Annotated in this window: 18 protein-coding genes and 1 other annotated feature; of the genes, 5 read left to right on the top strand and 13 right to left on the bottom strand. The window is 46.4% G+C overall.

Annotated elements, in window-relative coordinates:
• Window positions 1-184 precede the first annotated feature (184 nt).
• Complete coding sequence (tyrS, locus tag MKX46_RS05520; RefSeq protein WP_013310921.1) at window positions 185-1,438, bottom strand: tyrosine--tRNA ligase; 1,254 nt, start codon at window positions 1,436-1,438, stop codon at window positions 185-187.
• 65 nt (window positions 1,439-1,503) lie between these two features.
• Window positions 1,504-1,769: a binding site (T-box leader), on the bottom strand.
• Window positions 1,770-1,904: 135 nt separating this feature from the next.
• Here tyrS and MKX46_RS05525 point away from each other — a divergent pair.
• Window positions 1,905-4,928 carry a penicillin-binding protein 1A gene (locus tag MKX46_RS05525; protein WP_209949563.1) on the top strand — a complete coding sequence of 1,008 codons (3,024 nt, stop codon included), beginning with the start codon at window positions 1,905-1,907 and terminating at the stop codon, window positions 4,926-4,928.
• 88 nt (window positions 4,929-5,016) lie between these two features.
• On the opposite strand, the gene acsA is transcribed toward MKX46_RS05525, so the two are convergent.
• Entirely contained in the window at window positions 5,017-6,732 is a 1,716-nt protein-coding gene (gene acsA / locus MKX46_RS05530; RefSeq protein WP_209949561.1) for an acetate--CoA ligase, read from the bottom strand.
• A 240-nt stretch (window positions 6,733-6,972) separates the two neighbouring features.
• Between acsA and MKX46_RS05535 the strand changes: the two genes are divergently transcribed.
• Window positions 6,973-7,605: a GNAT family N-acetyltransferase gene (locus MKX46_RS05535; RefSeq protein ID WP_209949559.1), complete on the top strand. Its 633-nt coding sequence runs from the start codon at window positions 6,973-6,975 to the stop codon at window positions 7,603-7,605.
• A 13-nt stretch (window positions 7,606-7,618) separates the two neighbouring features.
• Here MKX46_RS05535 and MKX46_RS05540 read toward each other — a convergent pair whose 3' ends face one another.
• The 4 genes from MKX46_RS05540 to MKX46_RS05555 all read right to left on the bottom strand — a co-directional run bounded on the left by MKX46_RS05540 (window position 7,619) and on the right by MKX46_RS05555 (window position 10,436).
• Complete coding sequence (locus tag MKX46_RS05540; protein ID WP_029517651.1) at window positions 7,619-8,317, bottom strand: 5'-methylthioadenosine/adenosylhomocysteine nucleosidase; 699 nt, start codon at window positions 8,315-8,317, stop codon at window positions 7,619-7,621.
• Window positions 8,318-8,431: 114 nt separating this feature from the next.
• Window positions 8,432-9,439, bottom strand: coding sequence for a catabolite control protein A (gene ccpA, locus MKX46_RS05545; RefSeq protein WP_029517652.1), 1,008 nt, complete (start codon window positions 9,437-9,439; stop codon window positions 8,432-8,434).
• A 107-nt stretch (window positions 9,440-9,546) separates the two neighbouring features.
• On the bottom strand, window positions 9,547-9,888 hold the full coding sequence (gene ytxJ, locus MKX46_RS05550; RefSeq protein ID WP_069010576.1) for a bacillithiol system redox-active protein YtxJ: 342 nt from the start codon (window positions 9,886-9,888) through the stop codon (window positions 9,547-9,549).
• Window positions 9,889-9,989: 101 nt separating this feature from the next.
• Entirely contained in the window at window positions 9,990-10,436 is a 447-nt protein-coding gene (locus tag MKX46_RS05555; RefSeq protein WP_029517653.1) for a hypothetical protein, read from the bottom strand.
• Between the two features lie 338 nt (window positions 10,437-10,774).
• Between MKX46_RS05555 and MKX46_RS05560 the strand changes: the two genes are divergently transcribed.
• Window positions 10,775-11,305: a type 1 glutamine amidotransferase domain-containing protein gene (locus MKX46_RS05560; protein ID WP_029517654.1), complete on the top strand. Its 531-nt coding sequence runs from the start codon at window positions 10,775-10,777 to the stop codon at window positions 11,303-11,305.
• Window positions 11,306-11,498: 193 nt separating this feature from the next.
• Here the strand turns inward: MKX46_RS05560 and ptsP are convergent, their stop codons facing one another.
• The 4 genes from ptsP to aroA all read right to left on the bottom strand — a co-directional run bounded on the left by ptsP (window position 11,499) and on the right by aroA (window position 17,187).
• Complete coding sequence (gene ptsP / locus MKX46_RS05565; protein WP_341070978.1) at window positions 11,499-13,244, bottom strand: phosphoenolpyruvate--protein phosphotransferase; 1,746 nt, start codon at window positions 13,242-13,244, stop codon at window positions 11,499-11,501.
• Window positions 13,241-15,124 (bottom strand): glucose PTS transporter subunit IIA, encoded by a 1,884-nt coding sequence (locus MKX46_RS05570; RefSeq protein WP_023989337.1) that lies wholly within the window; start codon window positions 15,122-15,124, stop codon window positions 13,241-13,243. Before MKX46_RS05570 ends, ptsP begins: the two co-directional genes overlap by 4 nt.
• Window positions 15,125-15,426: 302 nt before the next feature.
• Window positions 15,427-15,861: a CoA-binding protein gene (locus MKX46_RS05575; protein ID WP_029517656.1), complete on the bottom strand. Its 435-nt coding sequence runs from the start codon at window positions 15,859-15,861 to the stop codon at window positions 15,427-15,429.
• A gap of 33 nt (window positions 15,862-15,894) precedes the next feature.
• The gene (gene aroA, locus MKX46_RS05580) at window positions 15,895-17,187 is read right to left on the bottom strand and encodes a 3-phosphoshikimate 1-carboxyvinyltransferase (protein WP_165150279.1); all 1,293 of its coding nucleotides are present in this window, start codon (window positions 17,185-17,187) and stop codon (window positions 15,895-15,897) included.
• A 269-nt stretch (window positions 17,188-17,456) separates the two neighbouring features.
• Here aroA and MKX46_RS05585 point away from each other — a divergent pair, with 269 nt between their 5' ends.
• Window positions 17,457-17,762, top strand: a complete 306-nt coding sequence (locus MKX46_RS05585) for a rhodanese-like domain-containing protein (RefSeq protein ID WP_010345522.1) — start codon at window positions 17,457-17,459, stop codon at window positions 17,760-17,762.
• Between the two features lie 248 nt (window positions 17,763-18,010).
• Here the strand turns inward: MKX46_RS05585 and gndA are convergent, their stop codons facing one another.
• Together gndA and MKX46_RS05595 are read right to left on the bottom strand one after the other, a co-directional pair.
• Window positions 18,011-19,417: an NADP-dependent phosphogluconate dehydrogenase gene (gndA, locus tag MKX46_RS05590; RefSeq protein WP_013310934.1), complete on the bottom strand. Its 1,407-nt coding sequence runs from the start codon at window positions 19,415-19,417 to the stop codon at window positions 18,011-18,013.
• A gap of 173 nt (window positions 19,418-19,590) precedes the next feature.
• Window positions 19,591-20,190, bottom strand: coding sequence for a hypothetical protein (locus MKX46_RS05595; RefSeq protein ID WP_039270817.1), 600 nt, complete (start codon window positions 20,188-20,190; stop codon window positions 19,591-19,593).
• A gap of 279 nt (window positions 20,191-20,469) precedes the next feature.
• On the opposite strand from MKX46_RS05595, the gene MKX46_RS05600 reads away from it, so the two are divergent.
• A complete protein-coding gene (locus MKX46_RS05600) occupies window positions 20,470-21,102 on the top strand; it encodes a YktB family protein (RefSeq protein WP_165150291.1) in 633 nt (210 codons plus the stop codon).
• Between the two features lie 25 nt (window positions 21,103-21,127).
• On the opposite strand, the gene MKX46_RS05605 is transcribed toward MKX46_RS05600, so the two are convergent.
• On the bottom strand, window positions 21,128-22,411 hold the full coding sequence (locus tag MKX46_RS05605) for an MFS transporter (protein WP_165150293.1): 1,284 nt from the start codon (window positions 22,409-22,411) through the stop codon (window positions 21,128-21,130).
• Window positions 22,412-22,550: the final 139 nt, after the last annotated feature.

Consider the following 22,550-nt stretch of genomic DNA (forward strand, 5'->3'; position numbering starts at 1 on the left):
TCGTAATTGTTCTGATTATCGATCCTACACCCAAATTGTGCAACCCACGTTTTCATTATGTATAACTCTTCACCTAGATGTTTGATTATTTGTGCTAAGTTTACCATGACTTTTCACTTGGCAGAAATAAAAAAGCAACGCTGAGATCGAGACAATCTCAGCGCTGCTTTTGAATATATTTTCATTATCCAAGCTTGATTTTAGCAAATTTCCGTTTACCTACCTGCACAATGTCGCCTTCCTTCGGCGTGTATGCTTCGTTCACATCGGTCCATTTCTCTTCGTTAATTTTGACCGAACCCTGCTGAATACTGCGCTTAGCTTCACCGTTAGATGCTGCAAAGCCCAGATGAGTCAGCAACTGGATCACACGAATGCCACCTTCTTCTAACTGATCAGCCGTCAAGGTGAACTCTTCAATATCGTCAGGCAGCGCGCGCTGCTGGAATACGGTCACAAAATGCTGCTTCGCTGCTTCCTCTGCTTCTTCACCATGGTACATGCGCACTAACGTTCCAGCCAGCTTCATTTTGGCATCACGTGGATGCACTGAGCCGTCCTTAACACCTTTCGCCAGCTCTGCCAACTCCTCGTTGTTGATATCCGTTGCAAGCTCAAAATATTTCAGCATCAGCTCATCAGGAACGGACATGGATTTTCCGTATATTTCGTTCGGCTCCTCATCAACACCAATGTAGTTCCCCAAGCTTTTACTCATCTTCTGAACTCCATCCAGCCCTTCAAGCAATGGTAAAGTAATAGTAGCCTGTGGCTCAACTCCGTATTCTTTTTGCAGGGTTCTACCCATCAGAAGATTAAACTTCTGATCCGTTCCCCCTAATTCAATATCGCTTTGGAGAGCCACGGAATCCATGCCCTGCATCAGCGGGTAAAAGAACTCATGGATGCTGATCGGCAATCCGTTTTGGTACCTTTTTGTAAAATCATCCCGTTCCAACATACGGGCAACCGTTACTTTGGCCGACAGGGTTACTACATCAGCAAAAGACATTGGCCCTAACCATTCGGAATTGTAAAATACCTTTGTTTTTTCAGGATCGAGAATTTTAAAAATTTGTTCCTTGTATGTTTGGGCATTGCGCTGTACATCTTCCTCAGTCAGTTGCTTACGAGTCTCCGATTTACCTGTCGGATCACCAATTCTGCCTGTAAAATCTCCGATAATCAGTTGTACTTGATGGCCTAATTCCTGGAACTGGCGCAGTTTGTGCATAACAACCGTATGTCCGATGTGAATGTCGGGAGCAGATGGATCAAGGCCCAGCTTAATTTTGAGCGGCTCGCCGCTAACGACCGATTTGATCACCTTACGCTTCAGCTCATCCTCCGGTACAATTTCCGCTACACCCCGCTGTATCACCTCTAGCTGTCGTTCTACCTCTACCTGTTGCTCCGGCTTCAATTCTTCCCACTTCATCCTGTATACCTCCTATTTTTCATCCAAATATTACATATTAGACAAACCAAAAAGCCCCTTTCATCCCAAGGGACGAGAAGGAGCTACTCGCGTTACCACCCTAATTAAAGAAACGTATGTCAAAGACAGACATTTCTTTCACTTCATTCCTATAACGGGCCTACACCCGGTACTGGATTACTATGGTGCTTCGCAAACCTGCAAAAGCTTTCCATTCATCCAGACAGCTCCAGACGGTAATTCAAAGGAGGGACGCTACCGATTCACACCACCCATCGGCTCTCTGTACAACGTGAATCCGCCTTCTACTGAAGTCTTTCTCTGCTTTTCACGATATTTACTTTGACCTATTTATAACACACTGCTTTTATGTAGTCAACGACACCAAAAGACAGGCTTTTTAGCATATGGGTTCATTTTGTAATTTTATGCTATAATAATGGCTGTTATAAAGGAGGAAGACTTAATGGTTGAAGAAAAAAACAATGTATCAGAGCCAAAGCCTTCCCGCTTGCGGACAACCATGCGAAGGCTCGGCCGTGTCATAAAGTGGGTCGTCATCATCGGTTTTATGGGGGCACTATTTGCAGGAGGAGCGGCCGCCGGCTATGTTGCTTCTATTGTAAAGAGCGAACCCGTGCGTTCCAGATCCATGATCCTACAGGAAGTAGATAAGAATGCAATTACAGGCTTCGCTTATTTCAATGATGGCTCTCCCATCGGACAACTCCGGACAGAAGAAGATCGAAGACCTGTCACGTTTAAGGAGATTCCACAACTCGTCATTGACGCAGTCATTGCCATTGAAGATAATCATTTTTACGAGCATAAAGGTGTCGATCTATCGGGAACACTGCGTGCTGTGAAGCAAAAGGCGCTGCATGAATCCGTACAAACCGGGGGTAGTACCCTCACCCAGCAGCTTGCGCGTCGTGTCTTTCTAAATCTCGATCGCACGGATGATCGCAAGGTCAAAGAAATTTTGCTATCTCTGCGCCTTGAGCGCTTCCTAAGCAAGCAACAAATTATTACGGCCTATCTTAATAAAGTACCTTTTGGTAACGGTTCAAGCGGTTACAACGTCTTTGGCATTAAAGCAGCGGCCAAAGGTATCTTTAATGAGAATGATCTGAACGAGCTTAATATAGCCCAGGCTGCCTATCTCGCAGGTTTGCCACAGCTTCCTTCTTCCTATTCTGCTTACAACGGTAAGGGTGAGTTTAATGAAGCTGGCTTTAAAAGAGCCATCAACCGCCAGCACCTGGTGCTCAGTCGAATGCTGGAGGAGAACAAAATCAATAAAGCACAGTATGATGAAGCGATGGCTTTTGATATCAAAAAATCTCTCGCACCACGTACTGTTAAGGCTTATAACACCTATCCATATCTTATGATAGAAACAGAACGACAAGCTGCGCAGGCACTCATGTCTGTCACCAATCCGGGTCAAGCAGCTAATGCCAGTGCAGATGCCAAAACCAAGGACGATAATGATTTGCTCAAAGAAGCTGAACAGCAGCTTCGCACAGGCGGTTATATGGTGTACACCACCATTGATAAGAGCGTATACAAATCTATGCGTCAAATTGCAGAAAATAAGAATAACTTCTCTGCCACTAGTAAAACCAAGGGTGACGAACAAGCAGCGGCTATTCTGATTCAGCATAAAACAGGCGCCATTCTTGGAATGATGGAAGGTCGGGACTTCCAAAAGGAGCAGATGAATTATGCCACCCAGATGGTTCGTCAGCCGGGTTCGGCAATGAAACCGATTGCTGCCTATCTCCCTGCATTGGACAGCGGTCTTGTGCAGCCTGGTAGTATCGTGGATGATGCCCCTATTATTTTGAAAGATGGCAGTAATGGGTATCACATTCCGAAAAATTCTAACAACCGCTATCAAGGATTGGTCACGGCGCGTTATGCACTGAATCAATCGCTCAATACGATAGCACTCAAGCTGTTTAACGAAAAAGTAGGGATCAGCAAAGCCTGGGCTTTTGCCAAGAAGCTGGGCATCACCACCTTGGAATCCAGTGATAACAACGCCCAAACGGGTGTACTTGGCGGCTTGGCCCATGGGGTGACCGTCGAGGAGCTTACGAATGCATATGGAGCCATTCCAAATGGCGGTGTGTTTAATGACGCCTATATGATCGAAAAGATTGTGGATTCGCAAGGCAATATTATATACAAGCATCAGCCTAATCCTGTGCAGGCCTTCTCACCGCAAACCGCCTACCTGATGACAGATATGTTGCGTACAGCCGTGTCGGAGGGCACAGGCAGACTGGTGAAGCGGAACTTTGACCAATCCGGTAAGATTCCGATTGCCGGCAAGACAGGCACTACGCAATCCTACACTGATGTTTGGTTCGAGGGCTTTACGCCTGACGTCACACTGGGTGTATGGGTTGGTTACAAGCAACCTGTCAATAAGCTTGAAACGAAAGTCCAAAAAGAGCGGGCTCGCCGCTTATGGGCTCTAATCATGAATGAAGTAACAGCTAAAGATGCTCAGCTGTTCCAAACGGACAGCTTCAAGAGACCTGACGGCATTGTAAGCCGTACAGCATCCGCATATGGTTCGGACATTTATAACAGTAAGTATCCACCTAAAAACAGTGAAAATGGTGTGAGTCGTGCGAAATATATTACCTACCAAGGTGTGAATTATATTCCACGCGATGGTACACCGGATGATATGTTATATGAACGGACCGTTAGGAAACGGGAAAAGTCAATCTCAGAATTGATTAAAGAGCTTCAGCAAGCCTTTAAGGTGATGAGACGACATAATTCGTTGTCCTACTATCTGCCTCAGGATGCAGATAAGGAAGCTCCTACTCAGATTGATCCACGCAAGGACGATGGAGCAGCTCCTAACGCTCCATCTAGCGTCAACGTAAGCTATAGTGATGGTAAAGCCATAATCAGCTTTAGCCCAAGCGGAAACAGCGACGTCGTAGGATACCGTCTGTATCGTTCTACAGATGGGGGGAGCTTCCAACGGCTTGGCAAGGTCGTTATGGCTGACAGCTCCAAGGTGTTCTCTGACAGCCCTGGGGGCAGCAGCTCTAGCTACTACGTGACCGCCGTTGATGTGGGCGGCCATGAGTCCGGTCCAAGCACGAAAGCAAGCGCAACACCTGTAGTGCCACCTGCAGATTCTGAGTCTCCAGACGTTCCGGGCGAGGGAGATGGAACAGGTGAGCAGCCTACAGAGGTCCCTACTGCCCCTGGACAGCCTCAAGCTAAAGCCGCAGGCTCATCCGTAGCGCTCCAATGGAGCGCAGGTAAGTCGGCGGACGCTATTACAGGCTATAACGTGTATTACAGCGAAAGCGGTGCGGAGCCTTTTACAAATATAGGCTCTACCGCATCTACCAGCTTTGAATATAAGTCGAAGAAAAAGCCAAAAGGCTGGTTTCGTGTCACTTCCATGAATGCCATGGGGGAATCGGCTCCTTCCGGAGCCGTCCGTCCATAACTGAAGACAAGAGTAGAAAGTGATAGGAGTCCCCTTAGCCATTAGGGCTTTGGAGACTCCTTTTTTTAATTCTAATATACACAGTACTTCAATCCTCTATGGTAGATAAGTCACCTGTAGGAAGGTTAAGCTCCCAGGCTTTCAACACGCGTCTCATAATTTTACCAGAGCGGGTTTTGGGTAACTTTTCCTTAAATTCAATTTCGCGTGGAGCAGCATGGGCAGACAGCCCTTCCTTAACGAAGCGATAGATGTCCTGCTGTAAAGCTTCAGACGGTGCATAGCCTTCACGCAGTGCAACAAAAGCTTTGATAATCTCTCCCCGCACGGTATCTGGTTTTCCAATGACTCCGGCTTCCGCTACAGCAGGATGCTCCAGAAGCTTGCTTTCCACCTCAAAAGGGCCGATTCGCTCTCCAGAGGAGTTAATGACATCATCAATCCTACCCTGAAACCAGAAATATCCGTCCTCATCCATGTAAGCCGAATCACCCGATACATACCAACCGGGAAAGCGGAAATATTCCTGAAACTTGTTCGGATTGTTCCATATACGATTCATCATGGATGGCCATGGTGTACGGATCGCCAAGTGACCCATCCGGTTAGGAGGCAACACCTGCCCTCTGTCGTCCAAAATAGCAGCTTGAATACCTGGGAGTGGCTTTCCCATCGAACCCGGCTTAATCGGCAGCTCAGGGTAATTACAGATCAACTGTGCGCCTGTTTCCGTCATCCACCAAGTATCATGAATGCGCTGTGTATATACTTGCCATCCCCATCGCACCACTTCGGGATTCAGCGGTTCCCCAACGGATAATACATGCCGCAGACTGCTGAGATCATATTTGGAAACAACCTGCTCCCCTGCGCTCATCAGCATCCGAAACGCTGTAGGAGCACTATACCATATGGTCACTTCGTGACGCTCAATCGTACGGTACCAGTCTTCCGGGCTGAAACGCCCCCCACGAATGACATTCGTCGCTCCATTTAGCCATGGAGCAAAAATACCGTATGACGTTCCCGTGACCCAGCCAGGATCAGCAGTACACCAATACACATCATCTTCCCGCAAATCCAGCACCATTTTGCCAGTATAGTAATGCTGAATCATTGCATTTTGCACATGATACACGCCTTTGGGCTTGCCTGTTGAGCCTGATGTATAGTGAATAATTAATCCATCTTCACGATCCAACCATTCAGGCTCAAGTTCCTCTGAGGACGTAAGCATTTCTGTCTCAAAATCGATAATTCCCTGCTCGCGTTCATCCATATCACCAACCACAAAAATATGCCGTAGCTCAGGAAGCTCCTCACGTTTTACCCGTGACAGAAGCGCAGGTGTGGTCACTAATGCCACTGCCCCACTATCCTCCAATCGATCCTTAACCGCAGTTTCCATAAACGCCTCAAACAATGGACCGACAACAGCCCCTACCTTTAGAACACCAAGTAAACTAATAACCAGCTCAGGTGAACGTGGCATGAAAATAAACACCCGCTCCCCTTTACCAATACCGTATTTGCGCAGCACATTTCCGAACCTGTTAGAGCTAGCACGAAGCTGAGAGAAGGTGTAGGTTTCATGACGGTTTGCGTCACAATACAATAGTGCCGCTTTCTCACCCCGTCCTTCCTGTACATGTCGATCAATGGCTTCATGTGCCATATTTACCTTGCCTGTTTCATACCACGTAAAATGACGCTCTGCATCCTCCCACTGAAAGTTGTTGTAAGCTTGTTCATACGGGCCCATGTTGGATGTGGGAACTACAGTCTGGAGTTCTTCAATCTTCATGCGTTCAGCCTCCTCACAATGGATTAATGAGAAACACGCAGGACAAGATAACGCTTACAAAAATCAATAAAGCAGATAGATTCCTTTGATTTACTGGTTGATTTAAATTGTGAACATTTTATGTCTAAAACAGTATATCATAGGTCACGATGTGACGACCATCCTTTTCATTTAATTGTTTTTTTGCTATAAGTATGGGATATGAGGAACGAGCTCATGGCGAACAAGGAGGGCGTACGTATGCAGCATTTAAAACTGTACCACTCGGATACGCTGGATCATAACGGACAAACAATCTATGTAGAAGGCCCCGTATCTGCGGATCAACTGCGTTCATTTCAAATGCACAAGCAATTAGATGCCTTTCGCAAACCAAGGGAGCAATTCGACGCGTTGGTGGATATTTCGGAACTGCCAGAAGGCAGAATTATCATTGCCCACAACGGGGAAACCCTTTTGGGATATGTTACTTTTCATTACCCAGATGAGATGGAGCGCTGGTCGGAAGCTGGCATGAAGGATTTACTGGAACTCGGAGCTGTTGAGGTAGCCAATGACTATCGTGGTCTGGGCCTGGGTAGCCGAATGATTCGGATTGCCTTTGAGGATGGACAGCTTGAATCCTATATTATTTTTACGACCGAATACTATTGGCATTGGGATTTAAAAGGCAGCGGTCTCTCCGTATGGGAATACCGCCGCATGATGGAGCGTCTAATGAAAACTGTAGATATGGTCTGGTACGCCACGGATGATCCTGAAATATGCTCACATCCTGCTAACTGTCTGATGGTACGAATGGGAAAGGATGTGCCCCTCGCATCACAAGAGCAGTTTGACCATATCCGATTTGTCCGAAGATTCATGTATTAAAAAAATTATACCATTAGCCCAAATGCTTGAGCATGAACTCCACAATACGATGCGAACGATGTGAAGCTTCTACCGTAAATTCAGCATAATTAACGTGGGCCGATCCATCAGCCTTATCTGACATAGATCGTAGTACAACATAAGGCACAGCGTTCATATGAGCTGTCTGAGCCACAGCCGCACCCTCCATTTCGGTACAAGCGCCGTCCATTTCCTGATGCAATGCAGTCACTAACTCACGATGTGCAACAAATTGATCGCCAGAAAGTACCTTGCCGACAATATACCGATCGCCAAACGATTTGCAGGCTTGCTCAGCTAGACTTACAAGCTCGGGATCAGCCACAAACTCTGAGGTGTCCTGATAAGGAATGACCCCTCTGGCATAACCCAAAGGCGTTACATCCATATCATGCTGCATACATGTTGATGAGATGACAATATCTCCAATGTTTAAATCAGGATGAACCGCCCCTGCCACTCCCGTGAATATAATCTGTTCTACACCAAAATGATCAATCAGGATTTGTGTTGTTACCGCCGCATTAACCTTGCCTACACCGGATTTACAGACGACGACTCTTTGCCCGTGAATGATTCCTGTAGTGTAAGTGATTCCAGCCTTGACCGTCTTACTCGCTTCCGTCATCGCTGCCAGCAGCAATTCAATCTCTTCATCCATAGCACCCATTAATCCATAAAGTCGGCTCATTACGCATCCCTCTATTCTTAGTTTGATGATGATGTCCAGAAGAAGCTTTATATCCACGAAAAAAGCTCCATCAAAGGAGCTTTCATCGAAGGTATATCCTATTCAGCACTGCGTCTAGTCTAAATAATTAACTGACAACCGCAAAATAGTTTCATGCGGCAAAATAACGCGAGGGTTCTCCACGTTTTCCTTTTTCATCAGCTTGGTCAGCAAACGCATCGCTACCGCACCCAAATCGTACATCGGTTGCGCGACGGTTGTCAGCTGAGGACGAACCATAGAGGCCATACGAATATTATCAACACTGATTACCGAAAAATCATCAGGAACTTTCAATCCCTCATCTTGAATACTATGGATCGCACCAATTGCCATTTCATCCGTTGCAGCAAAAATCGCACTTGGCTTCTTCTTCAGGCCGAGAAAATATTTCATGGCTTCAACACCAGATTCATAACGGTAGTTCCCGATTCGCACCAGATCCTCCTGATAATCAATTCCGGCTGCTTCCAATGCTCTCTTGTAACCTTGGAAACGTGCATAACCGTTTGCAGGGTCTTGAAGCGTACCACTGATCATTGCGATTTGACGGTGTCCATGGCGGATCAACGTGTTTACTGCATCAAAAGCAGCCGCTTCATGGTCAATATCGACCGAAGGATAGCTTCCTTTTTCATCACTCGTTGCACATAGAACGATAGGGACCGCAGCTGTATGGAACGCCTGAATATGCTCGTCCGTTACTGTACCACCCATGAACAGAAGACCATCCACTTGCTTTTCAAGCAATGTGTTGATGACACGAATCTCTTTTTCTTTTCGCTTGTCGGCATTACACAAAATAATATTATAGTGATACATATTCGCTATATCCTCAATACCGCGTGCAATTTCTGCAAAAATTGAGTTCGATATATCCGGTATAACCACGCCGACGGTCGTTGTCTTCTTGCTGGCCAGACCTCTAGCGACCGCATTTGGGCGATATCCCAATTGTTCAATCGCTTCGTACACTTTCTTGCGGGTCTGAGGTTTCACATTAGGATTATTGTTAACTACGCGGGACACTGTGGCCATTGAGACACCAGCTTCGCGAGCTACATCATAGATCGTTACCGTCACATTCCTTCTCTCCATTGCCAATAAATTTTCAACCGAATCCTAGATCAACTAATTAGAACCATGATACGACAAAATACTACTTTATGCAACGACAGCACACATTCTATCTATGTGAGATGATCGTGGAGTGCACGGGCTGTAATATTCGAATGGGATGTATGCCAAACAGCTTCTCCGCCCTTGATTAAAATGGCCTGCGGGGATTCATGCTTCACCTGAAGCCTGTCCGCGGTTTCATTGGACACCGGCCGATCTTCTACTACATAAATGATACCGTATTCAATATTTTCGTTGGGAGCGTCATGCAAATAGGACTCCACTTCCTGATATGCGCCTGCACTTATCGGACAACGTGTGCTATGTTTAAAGAGAAGCAACGGCTTGTCTGATGACGCTTCCAGAGCCGTATCTAATTGTTGAACAGTAGTCATTTTTGTCATCGTCGCCATTGGATATACATTCCTTTCTGTGTCTTGTCGTATGGCCTATTCCCATCGTAACAAAAAGAACATGTAAAATCCAATGGTGACCATGAAAATTTTCATATTTTTTAGTTTTTTGTATTTGTAAATACCGATTCACTGGTAAAACCGGATAATTGGACCAATTTTTTCTCTACATCATTCATCCAATCTTCGTCTCCCAGACTTCTCGCATAGCGATAAAGATCCAGTAAGAGATTAATTCGAAGCTCCATCCGCTCCTCCAAAGCAGATTGCCAATCTACATTGGGATTGTCCGCTTCCTCCAGTACAAGCTTGCGAATGATTTCTGCCAGTTCATTGTTGCGAGCAAAAGAAATTCTCCGCGCCGTAGGTTTGCTCCCTAGACTTTGTAATAGTGCCTTAATGTCCTTCGTCACATGCTGCAAAACCTCACTGGAAAAGCATGACGAGCATGAGAATACAGGGACGTGCAAAATTTCAACCTTGTCCGCATAGATTACCTTTCGCAGTTCCAGTCCCATCGGTTTGCCACATTGACATTGCTTATGCATTTAACCACCTCATTACGTAGGATCAAACTATACGAGGATCTCATCAGAATCCAAATATATCTATCTACTAGTCTAATAAATATTTGTTAACTCCATTAAATCTATCATACCTTGTTTTATTTCGACTTTGGGACTTCAAATCCTTCCACACGTTGCAGCTATGAACAAATTACCAAAGCTTTGGCGGGTCAGAAAATGACGACAATTGCCGTCAAAGAGCAGACTACTAACATAAGAATCTGCGAAGGAATGGACTTCGGGCGTTCTTTTTCTTAAGATGTAAAAGTACAGATTACAAAACAGAGGTGTCATCATGTGACGCACGAAAGGATGGTTGGATGTCAAGACTTGCCGGAAAAAAGGTTATCGCCCTAGTGGATGAGGAATTCGAGGATCTGGAGCTGTGGTATCCAATTTACCGTGTTCGTGAAGAAGGTGCAGAAGTGCATTTAGCCGGTGCGGAAAAGGGTAAAAAATATATTGGAAAATATGGCGTACCTGCTGAAGCGGAATATGCCTTTGAGGAACTGAATAGCAGTGATTATGACGGGATTCTCGTCCCTGGCGGTTGGGCACCTGATAAACTGCGCCGCTATCCCAAAGTAATTCAACTCGTACAGGAGTTTCATGCTGCTCATAAGCCGATTGGACAAATCTGTCATGCAGGCTGGGTACTGATTTCTGCTAAAATTTTGGATGGTGTTACGGTAACTTCCACACCAGGTATTCGTGATGATATGGAAAATGCAGGAGCTACCTGGAAGGATGAAGCTGTTGTGACGGATGGGCATATTGTTTCTGCTCGTCGGCCGCCCGATCTTCCACCTTACGGAAAAGCGTTCTGCGATTTGTTAGCAGATAACACCTAAACCGTAATCACAACAGACTGTCAACAAGATGAAAAAAGAACCTTCAAAACCATGAATGAGGTGGTTTTGAAGGTTCTTTTTCGTCCAAACCATGCTACGCCATTAAGGTTTGTCACGACAAGTCTAACAGTATGGAGTTTTTGGCTCCCCCCAAAAGTGTATGCTAATTGCGAAGCTTTGCGGACATTACATATTACTGCCGTCCAGGCCCGGCCGGAGTGCAGCTGACATTAGCTGCAGTCAGCTTGTCTTCAATCGCTGCACCAGTGGACATGCCAAAGCAAACCTGAGCGACCGTCGTTGCCTCAGATGCAGTCGTATTCAGCACACGATGCTTGACCCGCAATAAAGATTGGGGAGACATGCTGAGTTGATGAATCCCCAGTTCCAGCCAAAGCGGAACGGACCGTTCATCTCCAGCCATCTCACCACATACACTCACATCAATTCCTGCTTGATGTGCCGCTTGTGCAGTCATGCGCAGCATTCGAAGTACAGCTGGATGGTATGGATGGTACATATGTGCAATCTGCTCATTCATACGGTCTACAGCCAGCACATATTGAACCAGATCATTCGTTCCGATACTAAAAAAATTGGTTTCAGCTGCCAATAAATCAGCGATCATCGCTGCAGCCGGTACCTCAATCATAATTCCTCGCTGAATGTTCGGATTATAGGCAAGCCCTCTTGCATCCAAATCCGCCATAGCCTCCTTCAAAAGAGCATCTGCCTGGCGGACCTCCTCTACAGATGAGATCATCGGATACATTACCTTGATATTTCCCGTTGCACTGGCTCGCAAAATTGCAGTCAACTGGGTTTTAAACAATTCTTTCCAATCCAGACTGATCCGTATAGCACGGTAACCCAGAAAAGGATTTTCTTCCTCTGGTAGTTGAAGATAGTCCAACGGCTTATCTCCACCGATATCCAAGGTACGGATGACCACAGAGTGGTTTCCTGCCTTTTCTGCTATCAGCCGATATACTTCATACTGTTCCTCTTCATCTGGAGCAGATTTGCGATCCATGTATAAAAATTCCGTGCGGAACAGTCCTACACCTTGAGCGCCATGCTTCAAAGCTGCCTCCAGCTCTTTAATCGAACTAATATTGGCCGCCAGCCTCAGGGTGGTTCCATCCTTAGTCACGGCATCTACAGAAGCAAGTACCTGAAGCTGCTCTTTTCTACGTCGTTGCTCGTCGCGCAAAATTTTATAATGATCAGTTACCGTTTTTTCCGGATTCACATAAACTTTGCCCAGGTCTCCGTCCACAACCATTATGTCTCCCGTTTGAACGGGCAAATTCAGATTGCTCTCCAGTCCTGAAACGAGTGGAATCCCAAGTGCACGGGCCATGATCGCAGAATGCGAAGTTTTACCACCATTCATAGTTACAATCCCTAAAACATAGCTAGGATTCAAGTGTGCCGACTGGGAGGGTGAGAGCTCCTTGGCTACCAGAATATAGGGCTGTGTGTCCTTGGGAAGAGTCACCTCCGGTGCACCCAGCAAATGCTTGAGCAGCCGGTTCCCCACATCTTTGATATCGATTGCCCGCTCCTTCATATATTCATCGTCCAGTAAATCAAACATTGTCACAAAATGATCAATGGCTTCCTTCACGGCCACCTCGGCCGCCTTGTACTGACGCTCAATAATTCCACGAATTTCATTCATGAATTCCGGATCTTCCAATATCGCAAGATGAGCATCAAAGATGCTGGATTCTTCTGGCCCCACCATCTCTCGAAACTCATCCTTAATAAACTGGATTTCACTTTTGGATGTGCGTATCCCTTCATACAAACGTTCAAATTCCTTTGCAAGATCTACCGCATCCATTTTTTGATCAGGTAAATCCCACTCCCAGCTCGGCAGGACAAATGCCTTCCCGATTGCCACACCTGCTGCGGCGCCGATGCCTTCTATCATGTTTCTACCCCTCCAACATTCCTGTCATGCAGCACAACGGACATTACCGAGGCCTGACCTTTTTTTACTGTTTTAAACGGAGCAAAGCTCCACGACTTGACGCGATCCGGATTCGTGATGACCATAGGAGTCACCAGCGATGGAGCTTGCTCTCGTAGCGCCTGCAAATCAAATTTGATCAGCAATTGCCCCGGTTCCACCGTATCGCCTGCTTCTACCATAGCAGTAAAATTCCCTTTTAGCTGTGAAGTATCAATCCCGATGTGAAGTAGAACTTCAAGTCCTTCTCGTGTGGAGATGCCTAAAGCGTGCATGGTCGGATACAAATGCATCACAGTACCATACACCGGAGAAACAAGTTCACCGCGTTCAGGAACAAAAGCAACACCGTCCCCAACCAGCTTCGTCGCAAAAATTTTGTCAGGCACTTCATGAATCGGTAGCATTTTTCCATGTACAGGAGCGTTGAACAAAATTTGAGGGAGATCACGCTCCATCAGCTTCGCGATTTCCTCACGAATCAGTTCTGAATACGTTCCGAATACAACCTGCAAATTACCCCCACCCAGATTGATAAGCCCAGCCGATCCCAAAGCCTTCATCGCTCCGGTATCAATCAGCCTGTCATTGTGGACGGTCAGCCGCAAACGTGTGATGCAGGCCTCTACTTGCACAATATTTTCCTTCCCGCCAAGTGCTTCCAAAATAAGCGGAGCACTATAAGGAATATTGCCGGCCCAATCCTCCAGAACCGAACCTTCCTCGCGTCCAGGAGTTGGAATACGGAACCGCCGGATAGCCCATCGAAACAGTACATAATACACAAGCCCGTACGCGACTCCCACTGGAATTAACAACCAGGCGTTATGTGAGAGATGAAAATTAAGGACATAATCTATAAAACCCGCCGAATAGGAAAATCCGTGATGAATATCCAGCTCAAAGGTAAGCCACATGGCCAGCCCAGACATAACTGCATGCACGAGGAACAAATAAGGAGCAGCAAACAAAAAGGCAAACTCAATCTGTTCCGACACTCCAGTAAAAAAGCAAACAAGCGCAGCTGTCAAAAATGTTTTTTGCACCTTTGGCTTCAAATCTTCACGCGCTTCCTGAATGATCGCCAGCGCAATGGCAGGGATCGCAAACATCATAATGGGGAACAACCCGGACATGAAATAGCCCGCTGTCGGATCGCCAGCAAAAAACCGGGGTAAATCTCCCTGCACAACGTTACCAGACGGCGTTTTATATGTACCCAGTTGAAACCAAAAAATATTATTAAGCAGATGGTGAAGACCAAAGGCCGCCAGTAGTCGGTATAGAATACCGTAGATAAACAGTCCAAAGCCGCCCAAGCTCGATTCCAAACCTACTATAAATTGCAGCCCTCTCTGTATGAGTGGGGCAATAATTAGCATGAGTCCTGCAAACACAGCCGAGAAGAGGCCAATAAGCAGCAGAACAAATCGGGTACCTCCAAAAAATTGAAGCACCTCGGGCAATTTGATGCTTTTGAAGCGATTATAGGCCACCCCTGAAATGACCCCCAAAATGATACCAATGAGCGTCGCCGGTTGAATGAGTCCGTTTCCAAATCTCAATGTGACCTGATCGTATATAGCCATACCAGCCAATGCTGCCAGTCCCGCCTGACCTGCCTGATTCGACATACCCAGGGCAACACCAACCGCAAATAAATATGGCAAAAAATAAAAAATCCCGTGTCCCGCCGCATTTGCCATATCAGACACCATGGGGAATCCCCATGTCGACCAAGGAAGGCTGCCGAGACTTAGCAATATTGCAGCGGCTGGTAGCACCATCGTCGGGAGCATGACAGCACGACCGAGCTGTTGTAAGGATCCGAGCCAATTCATGGCATTCCTCTCCTTTCTATCCCTGATGGTAAGCCGAATAAATACTTTTGTCAAAGCAATGATTCCATCTGCCAAAATATTTATTTACGCTACTACAGGTCCAAAGCTTTATCATCACAAGATAACACTATGAATCCGTTTAGATCCATTTCATCAACAAGGCATACATACATTATATGAATTCCTGAGAGGATAATATACTGTACCATATTCCTCATTTCGCACCAAAAACCTTCAACCCTGTGAAGCAAGGGAAGAAGGTTTTTATTCATCTGCGTATAGCACAGATTACTGATCCATGTTTATCCTTTACGCACAGCCTGGGTCACTGAGTCCTCCACCTTAATGCAACGGTCCATAATAACCGTCATTCCATGCTCCTGCGCAATGTCAGCGGCTTCCTGGCTTATAATTCCCTGTTGAAGCCACAAAACCTTAGCTCCAATAGCAGCTGCTTCACGCGCAACCTCTGCACAGTATTCACTGCGGCGGAATACATTGACCAGCTCCACAGGCTCAGGTACTTCAGCAAGACTGGCATAACAAGTCTCCCCAAGGATCGTTTGCCCTGCCGCTGCAGGGTTAACCGGAATAATCCGGTATCCCCGCTTCTGCATGGCATAAGAAACCATATAAGAAGTTCGATCTGATTTATCAGACAAACCAACAACCGCTATATTGCCTACTTGTTCCAAAATGGTTTTAATCTCTTCTCTCGACGGATTTTCAAAAGCCATCCTGTTCCCTCCTATTCGCATCTTCGTTTGTTTTTATTTTACCCATTCTACAGAAGCACCAAGCGTCGTTAGATGGTCAAAATACTGCGGATACGATTTGGCGACATGATGTGCGTCCTTAATCACTAACGGCTTCTGTGCGCGCAAACCAACAATCGTCAAGGCCATAATAACACGGTGATCAAAATGCGCATTAATTTCCACGCCACCTTCGACACCCTCCGGTCTGCCATGTACGATAATTTCCGCTTGGCGTTCTTCTACCTGAGCTCCAGCCTTGGTCAGCTCATTCAAATAATCGGTAATGCGGTCACATTCCTTATATCGTAAATTTTCCACGTTATAAAAACGGGACGTGCCTTCAGCAAATACAGCCGCAGCCACCATTGCAAGCACAGCGTCTGTTGCAGCATCACCGTCAAATTCGACTGCTTTCAATCGACCATTGCCCTTCACAACGACGGTATCGTTCTCATGTGTCAGTGGTACTTCCATCATGCGCAGCACATCTACGATAGCGCGTTCTCCCTGTTTGCTCTGCTCCTTAAGACGATGGATGGTAACATCGGAATTCGTTACTGCAGCAGCCGCCAGCACCGCTGCACTCCCTGGATAGTCTCCCTGTACCGTATACGTACGTGGCTGATAGGATTGCCGTCCCGGGACACGGAAAAACATGTAATCATCGCTTGCATGAATGATAATACCAGCCTCTTGCAATACCTCCAGAGTCTGCCCAATGACCACCTTGGATTTCAAATCATGCAGCACTTCGATTTCACTGTCTTCCTCCAGTAAAGGCGTAAGGAATAGCAGGGCGCTCAAATATTGTGAGCTAACCGAGCCGGACACCTGAATTTTACCGCCTTTCGCCTGACCACCCTGAATACGAATTGGCAACTTACCTTCACGATGGTCTACTTTCACACCCAATTGCCCCAGTGCATCGATTAGATCATCATGTGGTCTTTTGCCCAATGAGTCGGGATATGTATTAACAAATGTAACATCCGGACATAGAGATGCAATACCCATCAAAAAACGGAGCACCGCTCCTGCATTTCCCACATTCAATTCCTTCACAGCTTGAGGATGGCTACCAAAACCTGTAATAACTATTTTTTCATCATCCTCTTCCAGTACTGCACCCAGATCGGCGATACAACGACGCATAGCATCACTGTCTTCACTATGGGCAGGATAATAAATGGTACTTTGTCCCTCAGCAAGTGCCGCAGTGAGCAGATAACGAGTAGTGTAGTTTTTAGAGGACAGGGCCCCAATCTCTCCTTGCAAGGAAGGGGTAGGTCTAACGATAACATCCATAATGTACATGCTCCTTTTCGGTTCAACCATCCTATTATACGTTAATTATACAAGTTGTAGCATTCATTTCTCCACCCAAAAAAATAAGAAATATTAATCTAGGTCGCCCGAGTGAATCCCGTCGGTTAATTAATCTATACCCGCCTTCAAGATTAAGCCGATTGACATCCAAGAGATAGCTTAGCTATCATACATAGAGTGTGTGTGACATTTTGCACACGCCAAAAACATACGTAGCACCCATTATATATCAGAAAAGAGGTCCGGCCATGACGCAAATCGCCCTGATTGAACCTTCTGAGTTGCGCGCACGTCTGCAAGCAGGAGAGCAATTGCAACTAATTGACGTCCGCGAAGCGGAAGAAGTAGCGGAAGGCATGATTGAAGGTGCCAAGCACATTCCGCTCGGACAGCTTCCGGGTCGTCTTGAAGAAATTGAACGCACCGGTGAAATTATCTTTATTTGCCGGAGCGGTTATCGCAGTGAACGAGCCTGCGAATATCTACAGCAGCTAGGTTATGAAGGCTGTACTAACATGACTGGCGGCATGCTGCAATGGTCACAGGAGCAATAGAATACCTACTTCACAAAAGAGACGGGAACCTTCCCGTCTCTTTTGTTTTAACTCAAAGCTTAGACGCGGTAATGCATTAAAATATTTTGTCCCTATCATACCATAGCGTCAAAAGATTACACAATCCTCTACTGCCATCATAATCGTATCCATAATTATAAATTAAAAAACGGAAGCTTCTTCTACCCATAGGGCAAAAAAGCTTCCGTTGTACTACATAATGCTATTCATGCATATCCATCCGTTCATTAGAACCATTGATGATGGAATACGCCTTCTTTGTCCACACGTTTGAACGTATGGGCACCAAAGTAGTCACGTTGTGCTTGCAACAGATTTGCTGGCAAACGCTCAGTGCGGTAGCTGTCATAGTATGCAAGCGCGCTGGAGAAACCAGGCACTGGAATACCTTGGGATACAGCCACGGAAATCACTTGACGCCATGCATCTTGATACGTTTCAACTACATTTTTGAAGTAAGAATCCAGCAACAGGTTTTTCAAGGCAGGATCGCGGTCATATGCATCCTTGATATTTTGCAGGAATTGCGAGCGGATAATGCAACCGCCGCGGAAGATCATAGCAATTTTTCCGTATTTCAAATCCCAATCATATTCATCGGAAGCTGCACGCATTTGAGCAAAACCTTGAGCATAGGACACAATTTTACTTGCAAACAGTGCTTTACGTACGCTTTCGATAAATTCTTTCTTGTCGCCACTGAAGGACTCAGCATTAGGACCGCTCAGCACTTTGCTTGCCGCAATGCGCTCGTCTTTCATAGCAGACAAGAAGCGGGAAAATACAGATTCAGTAATCATGGACAATGGCACACCCAGATCCAAAGCGCTTTGGCTTGTCCATTTACCTGTACCTTTTTGACCTGCAGCATCCAAGATAACATCTACCATTGGCTTGCCTGTTTCAGCATCGTACTGGGAGAAGATGTCAGCTGTAATTTCGATCAGGTAGCTGTCCAGTTCCCCTTTATTCCATTCCGTGAAGATTTCATGCAGCTCTTCTGCATTCACGTTTAGGACTGATTTTAACAGGTGATACGCTTCACCGATCAATTGCATGTCACCGTATTCGATACCGTTATGCACCATTTTTACATAGTGACCAGCACCGTCGGGACCGATATATGTACAGCATGGGTCGCCTTCCACTTTAGCAGAGATTGCCGTTAGAATCGGCTCTACCAGTTTATAGGCACTTTCTTGTCCACCCGGCATGATCGCAGGACCATTCAAGGCACCTTCTTCACCACCGGACACGCCTGTACCAATAAAGCGAAGTCCTTTTTCCTCCAGCTCCTTGCTGCGGCGCTGTGTATCAGGGAAGTAGGCATTGCCTCCGTCTATAATAATGTCGCCCTTGTCCAGATGAGGCACAAGCTGTTCAATCGTGGCATCTGTAGCTTTACCAGCTTGAACCATGATCAGGATTTTACGGGGCGATTCCAATGAGTTCACAAATTCTTCAATGGAGAAAGTACCCGTCAGTTTTTTACCTTCTGCTTCTTTGATAAGATCGTGCGTTTTTTCTGGAGAACGATTAAAAACCGAGACAGTGAAGCCTCTGCTCTCAATATTAAGGGCTAAATTCTTACCCATTACCGCCAGGCCGATCACACCAATTTGCTGTTTTGCCATCTGGTTCCTCATCCTTTGCAACATATTTTGTCTTCTATATCGCCGCTTTACCGCATTACACTTTATGTGAATCGGAATACGTGCACTTCTATTTTAACGTTTTTGGTGTAAGAAGTGAACCCCTGTCTATTCACAGATGAAAACACCCCATTTACATGAGGTGTTCAGATGTACTACGCTTCCATCATCAGCAGTTGGTGGGATAGCGTTTGCAGGCGCTCATGGCAATTCCCGATTTCAGCCTTATCTCCATCTGTCATCGCTGTGAACAGCTTCTCCAATGCATCGTCCACTTCCATTTTAAGCAGCAGCAGTCGGGTTTCTCCTTCATTGGAAGCGTACATATCCTCCATTTCCTGTGCTGACAGCACCGGTCCCTTCTGATAAATAACACGCTGCTTAAAGCCTGTAACCTCGACCAGACGAATGACCTCACCAAACAAAATATTTTCTACTAAAATATGATGGTCCTTGACTCTTTTGACAATGGCATGGCCCCGGGTGCTTCCAATCAGCTTCTCCAGCCACTCAGCCAGCTTGGCATCGCGAATTACATAATCTCCAGCCAGCTTGTAGTGTCCTGTGCGCAATTGTTGAAAACGGAGCTTCACCAGCTTGCGCCCGGTTCTCACCGACAAAACCAGATACGACTCATCCTCGCTCCAGTACAGCGAATACCCTTCCGATATCAAATCCTTGATCAGATTATGGATATGCCGACGGCTAAACCGGAGCTCTAGATTGCAATATTCTACCTCACAGCCCTTGTTCACGGCATTCCCTCCTTTTTCAAGTCCGATTCAAGAAGTCCGGCTACAGCAAGCCTGCGGCTTTCCCGCTTGATCTTCCCTTGCTCTATTTTATACTTCATTTTATGTAAGGGTACTTGGTTATTTGACCTATTTTTATGAGTAACAGCGCACAATCCTACTTTTGCCTTATATGCTTGTACCGAGCCTGGCCTAAAGTCGGTCAAGCCCGCTGACATTATGCTATAATCGGACATATTACGCCACACGACATGGCTTAACCCATTTACAGGAGGAAAAGGAATGACATTTAGTGGATTTACTGCAAAGGACTTCGATGTTTTTGAAATACCGGGGTTGGAGCCTCGTATGGAAGTGCTGATTCAGCAGATTCGGCCCAAGCTGGAAGCGATTGGCGAGGAATTAGCTCCATTTCTAACAGACTTATGTGGGGAGCCTATGTATGTTCACGTTGCCAAGCATGCACGACGCAAAGTCAATCCCCCGATAGATACATGGGTAGCCTGGGCGGCAAATAAGCGCGGGTATAAGGCGTTGCCCCATTTCGAGGTAGGTATGTTTGCTTCCCATATTTTCGTCATATTCGCAGTCATTTATGAAAGTCCCAATAAAATAACGTTTGCCCAGGCGCTTGAAGCCAACCTGAGCGATGTGCGCTCTAACATACCGGGCCATTTTTACTGGTCCATGGATCATATGGCTCCAGAAGGTACAGAACAGCAGCACATGGACACTGAAGAGTTTCAAACGATCATCCACAAGCTGCAACAGGTAAAAAAAGCCGAGGTCATGTGTGGGCTCCGTATTGATCGTAATGACCCTCTCGCCAGTGACGGAGCAGCATTGCTGCAGACGGTGCGTTCCACCTTTGAGCATTTGCTGCCGCTGTACCGAATGTCTTTCTCAAAAGAGTAGCCCTCGCTGCTTTTCAAGGCGCTGTTCAGGCCTCCACAGTCTTCCTGCGTGGATTCCGCGCCAGAGCCAAGTGGCAGCCAAACATGAGCAGCATCACGACCCCACTGATGATAAATGGAGCTGTGTGTCCAGCACGGTCCCATAGCACTCCTGAAACGAGCGGGCCTATAACCATGCCGGAGCCTTGAAGTGTTAAAAAAAAGCCCCATACCGTTGCTCGCTCGTTTTCCGGAATCAGTCGGGCAAGAAACGTGTTCCATGCAGGCAAAATGAGCGCATATCCCAAACCAATAAGCGCTACGGATACAAACACCAGCGGAATAGATCGAACGATTGAGAAGAAAAACAGCGTAATTCCGGCTAACAAAAAGCCAACATGTAGAAAATACTCCGTTCCAAGTCGGTCGACCAATTTGCCGCAAGGGATCAGTGCCAGCACAGTCACCCCACCGCCTGCAATCAGGAGCACGCTGTACAAGTTCGGTGAAATCCCAAGGTCCGTCCGAGCGTATAGCGTAAGTACTGGGCTGATCAAACCGATAACAAAAGACTGCAAAAACAGCGCCGGGTAAATTAACGGATTGACGTTAAGCTTTGTTTTGAGTACGCCGATCGTCTCTTGGATTCCCCTTAGAGTCCCCCGCTTCTGCTTTATGTACCCATCAGACGACACTAGAGCGCTCTGTTTGAGGTCATCTTTGTCAGCAGACCTTTTCGGTCCTGGCAGCATCAGAGCAACCAACAACAACACAATACTGCATCCTATCAACATCATGAACACCATGCCGTAAGAATGTCCATAGTGGGATATGGCGAAGTTCATAATGAGCGGGCCCAATCCCGTTCCGCCCATAGACGCAATTTCCAGTGTACCCATCGCCGCGCCATTGCTGTTATTAGGCCCGGACATTTCAGTCGTTCCGGTCATAACACAAGGCCAGAGCGGAGAAGTACCTAGACCGAGCAGCAGACACGCGACGACGAGCCACACAGGCTCTGTCAGTACGCTCAGCATAATAATCGCTACAAGCGTAAACAACAGCGCGGTCGACATCGTTCCACGGTAGCCGAGTCGTTCAGCCATCCAGCCCGCCGGTGCCCGAAACGCGTTGTCTCCAAAATACTGAAGTGAAAAGGCCAAACCAATAATCCCGGCCGACAAACCAAGCGTTTCTCCCATATATACCGGCAGGATGGATACCAGAAGTGATCCTTTCATAAATTCGACCAGAAATACCAAAACCCATAATTTAGTAAAGAAAGGAACCCACAACCGCTGCGGAGCTTTTTTTCGTCCTATTTGTCTCATCTAATCCACATCCTCCACCTTCATTTTTTGGCTATAAAGACCGGGTTCTCCGCCTACTCCACTCTTTCGCAAATAAATGCGCCCTCAATCGCTTGCATTCCTACTTTAAACTGCTATACTCAATTTTGTTCTATTATCA

It is taken from the genome of Paenibacillus sp. FSL P4-0113 (assembly GCF_038009305.1).
GTDB classification, from domain to species: domain Bacteria; phylum Bacillota; class Bacilli; order Paenibacillales; family Paenibacillaceae; genus Paenibacillus; species Paenibacillus polymyxa_D.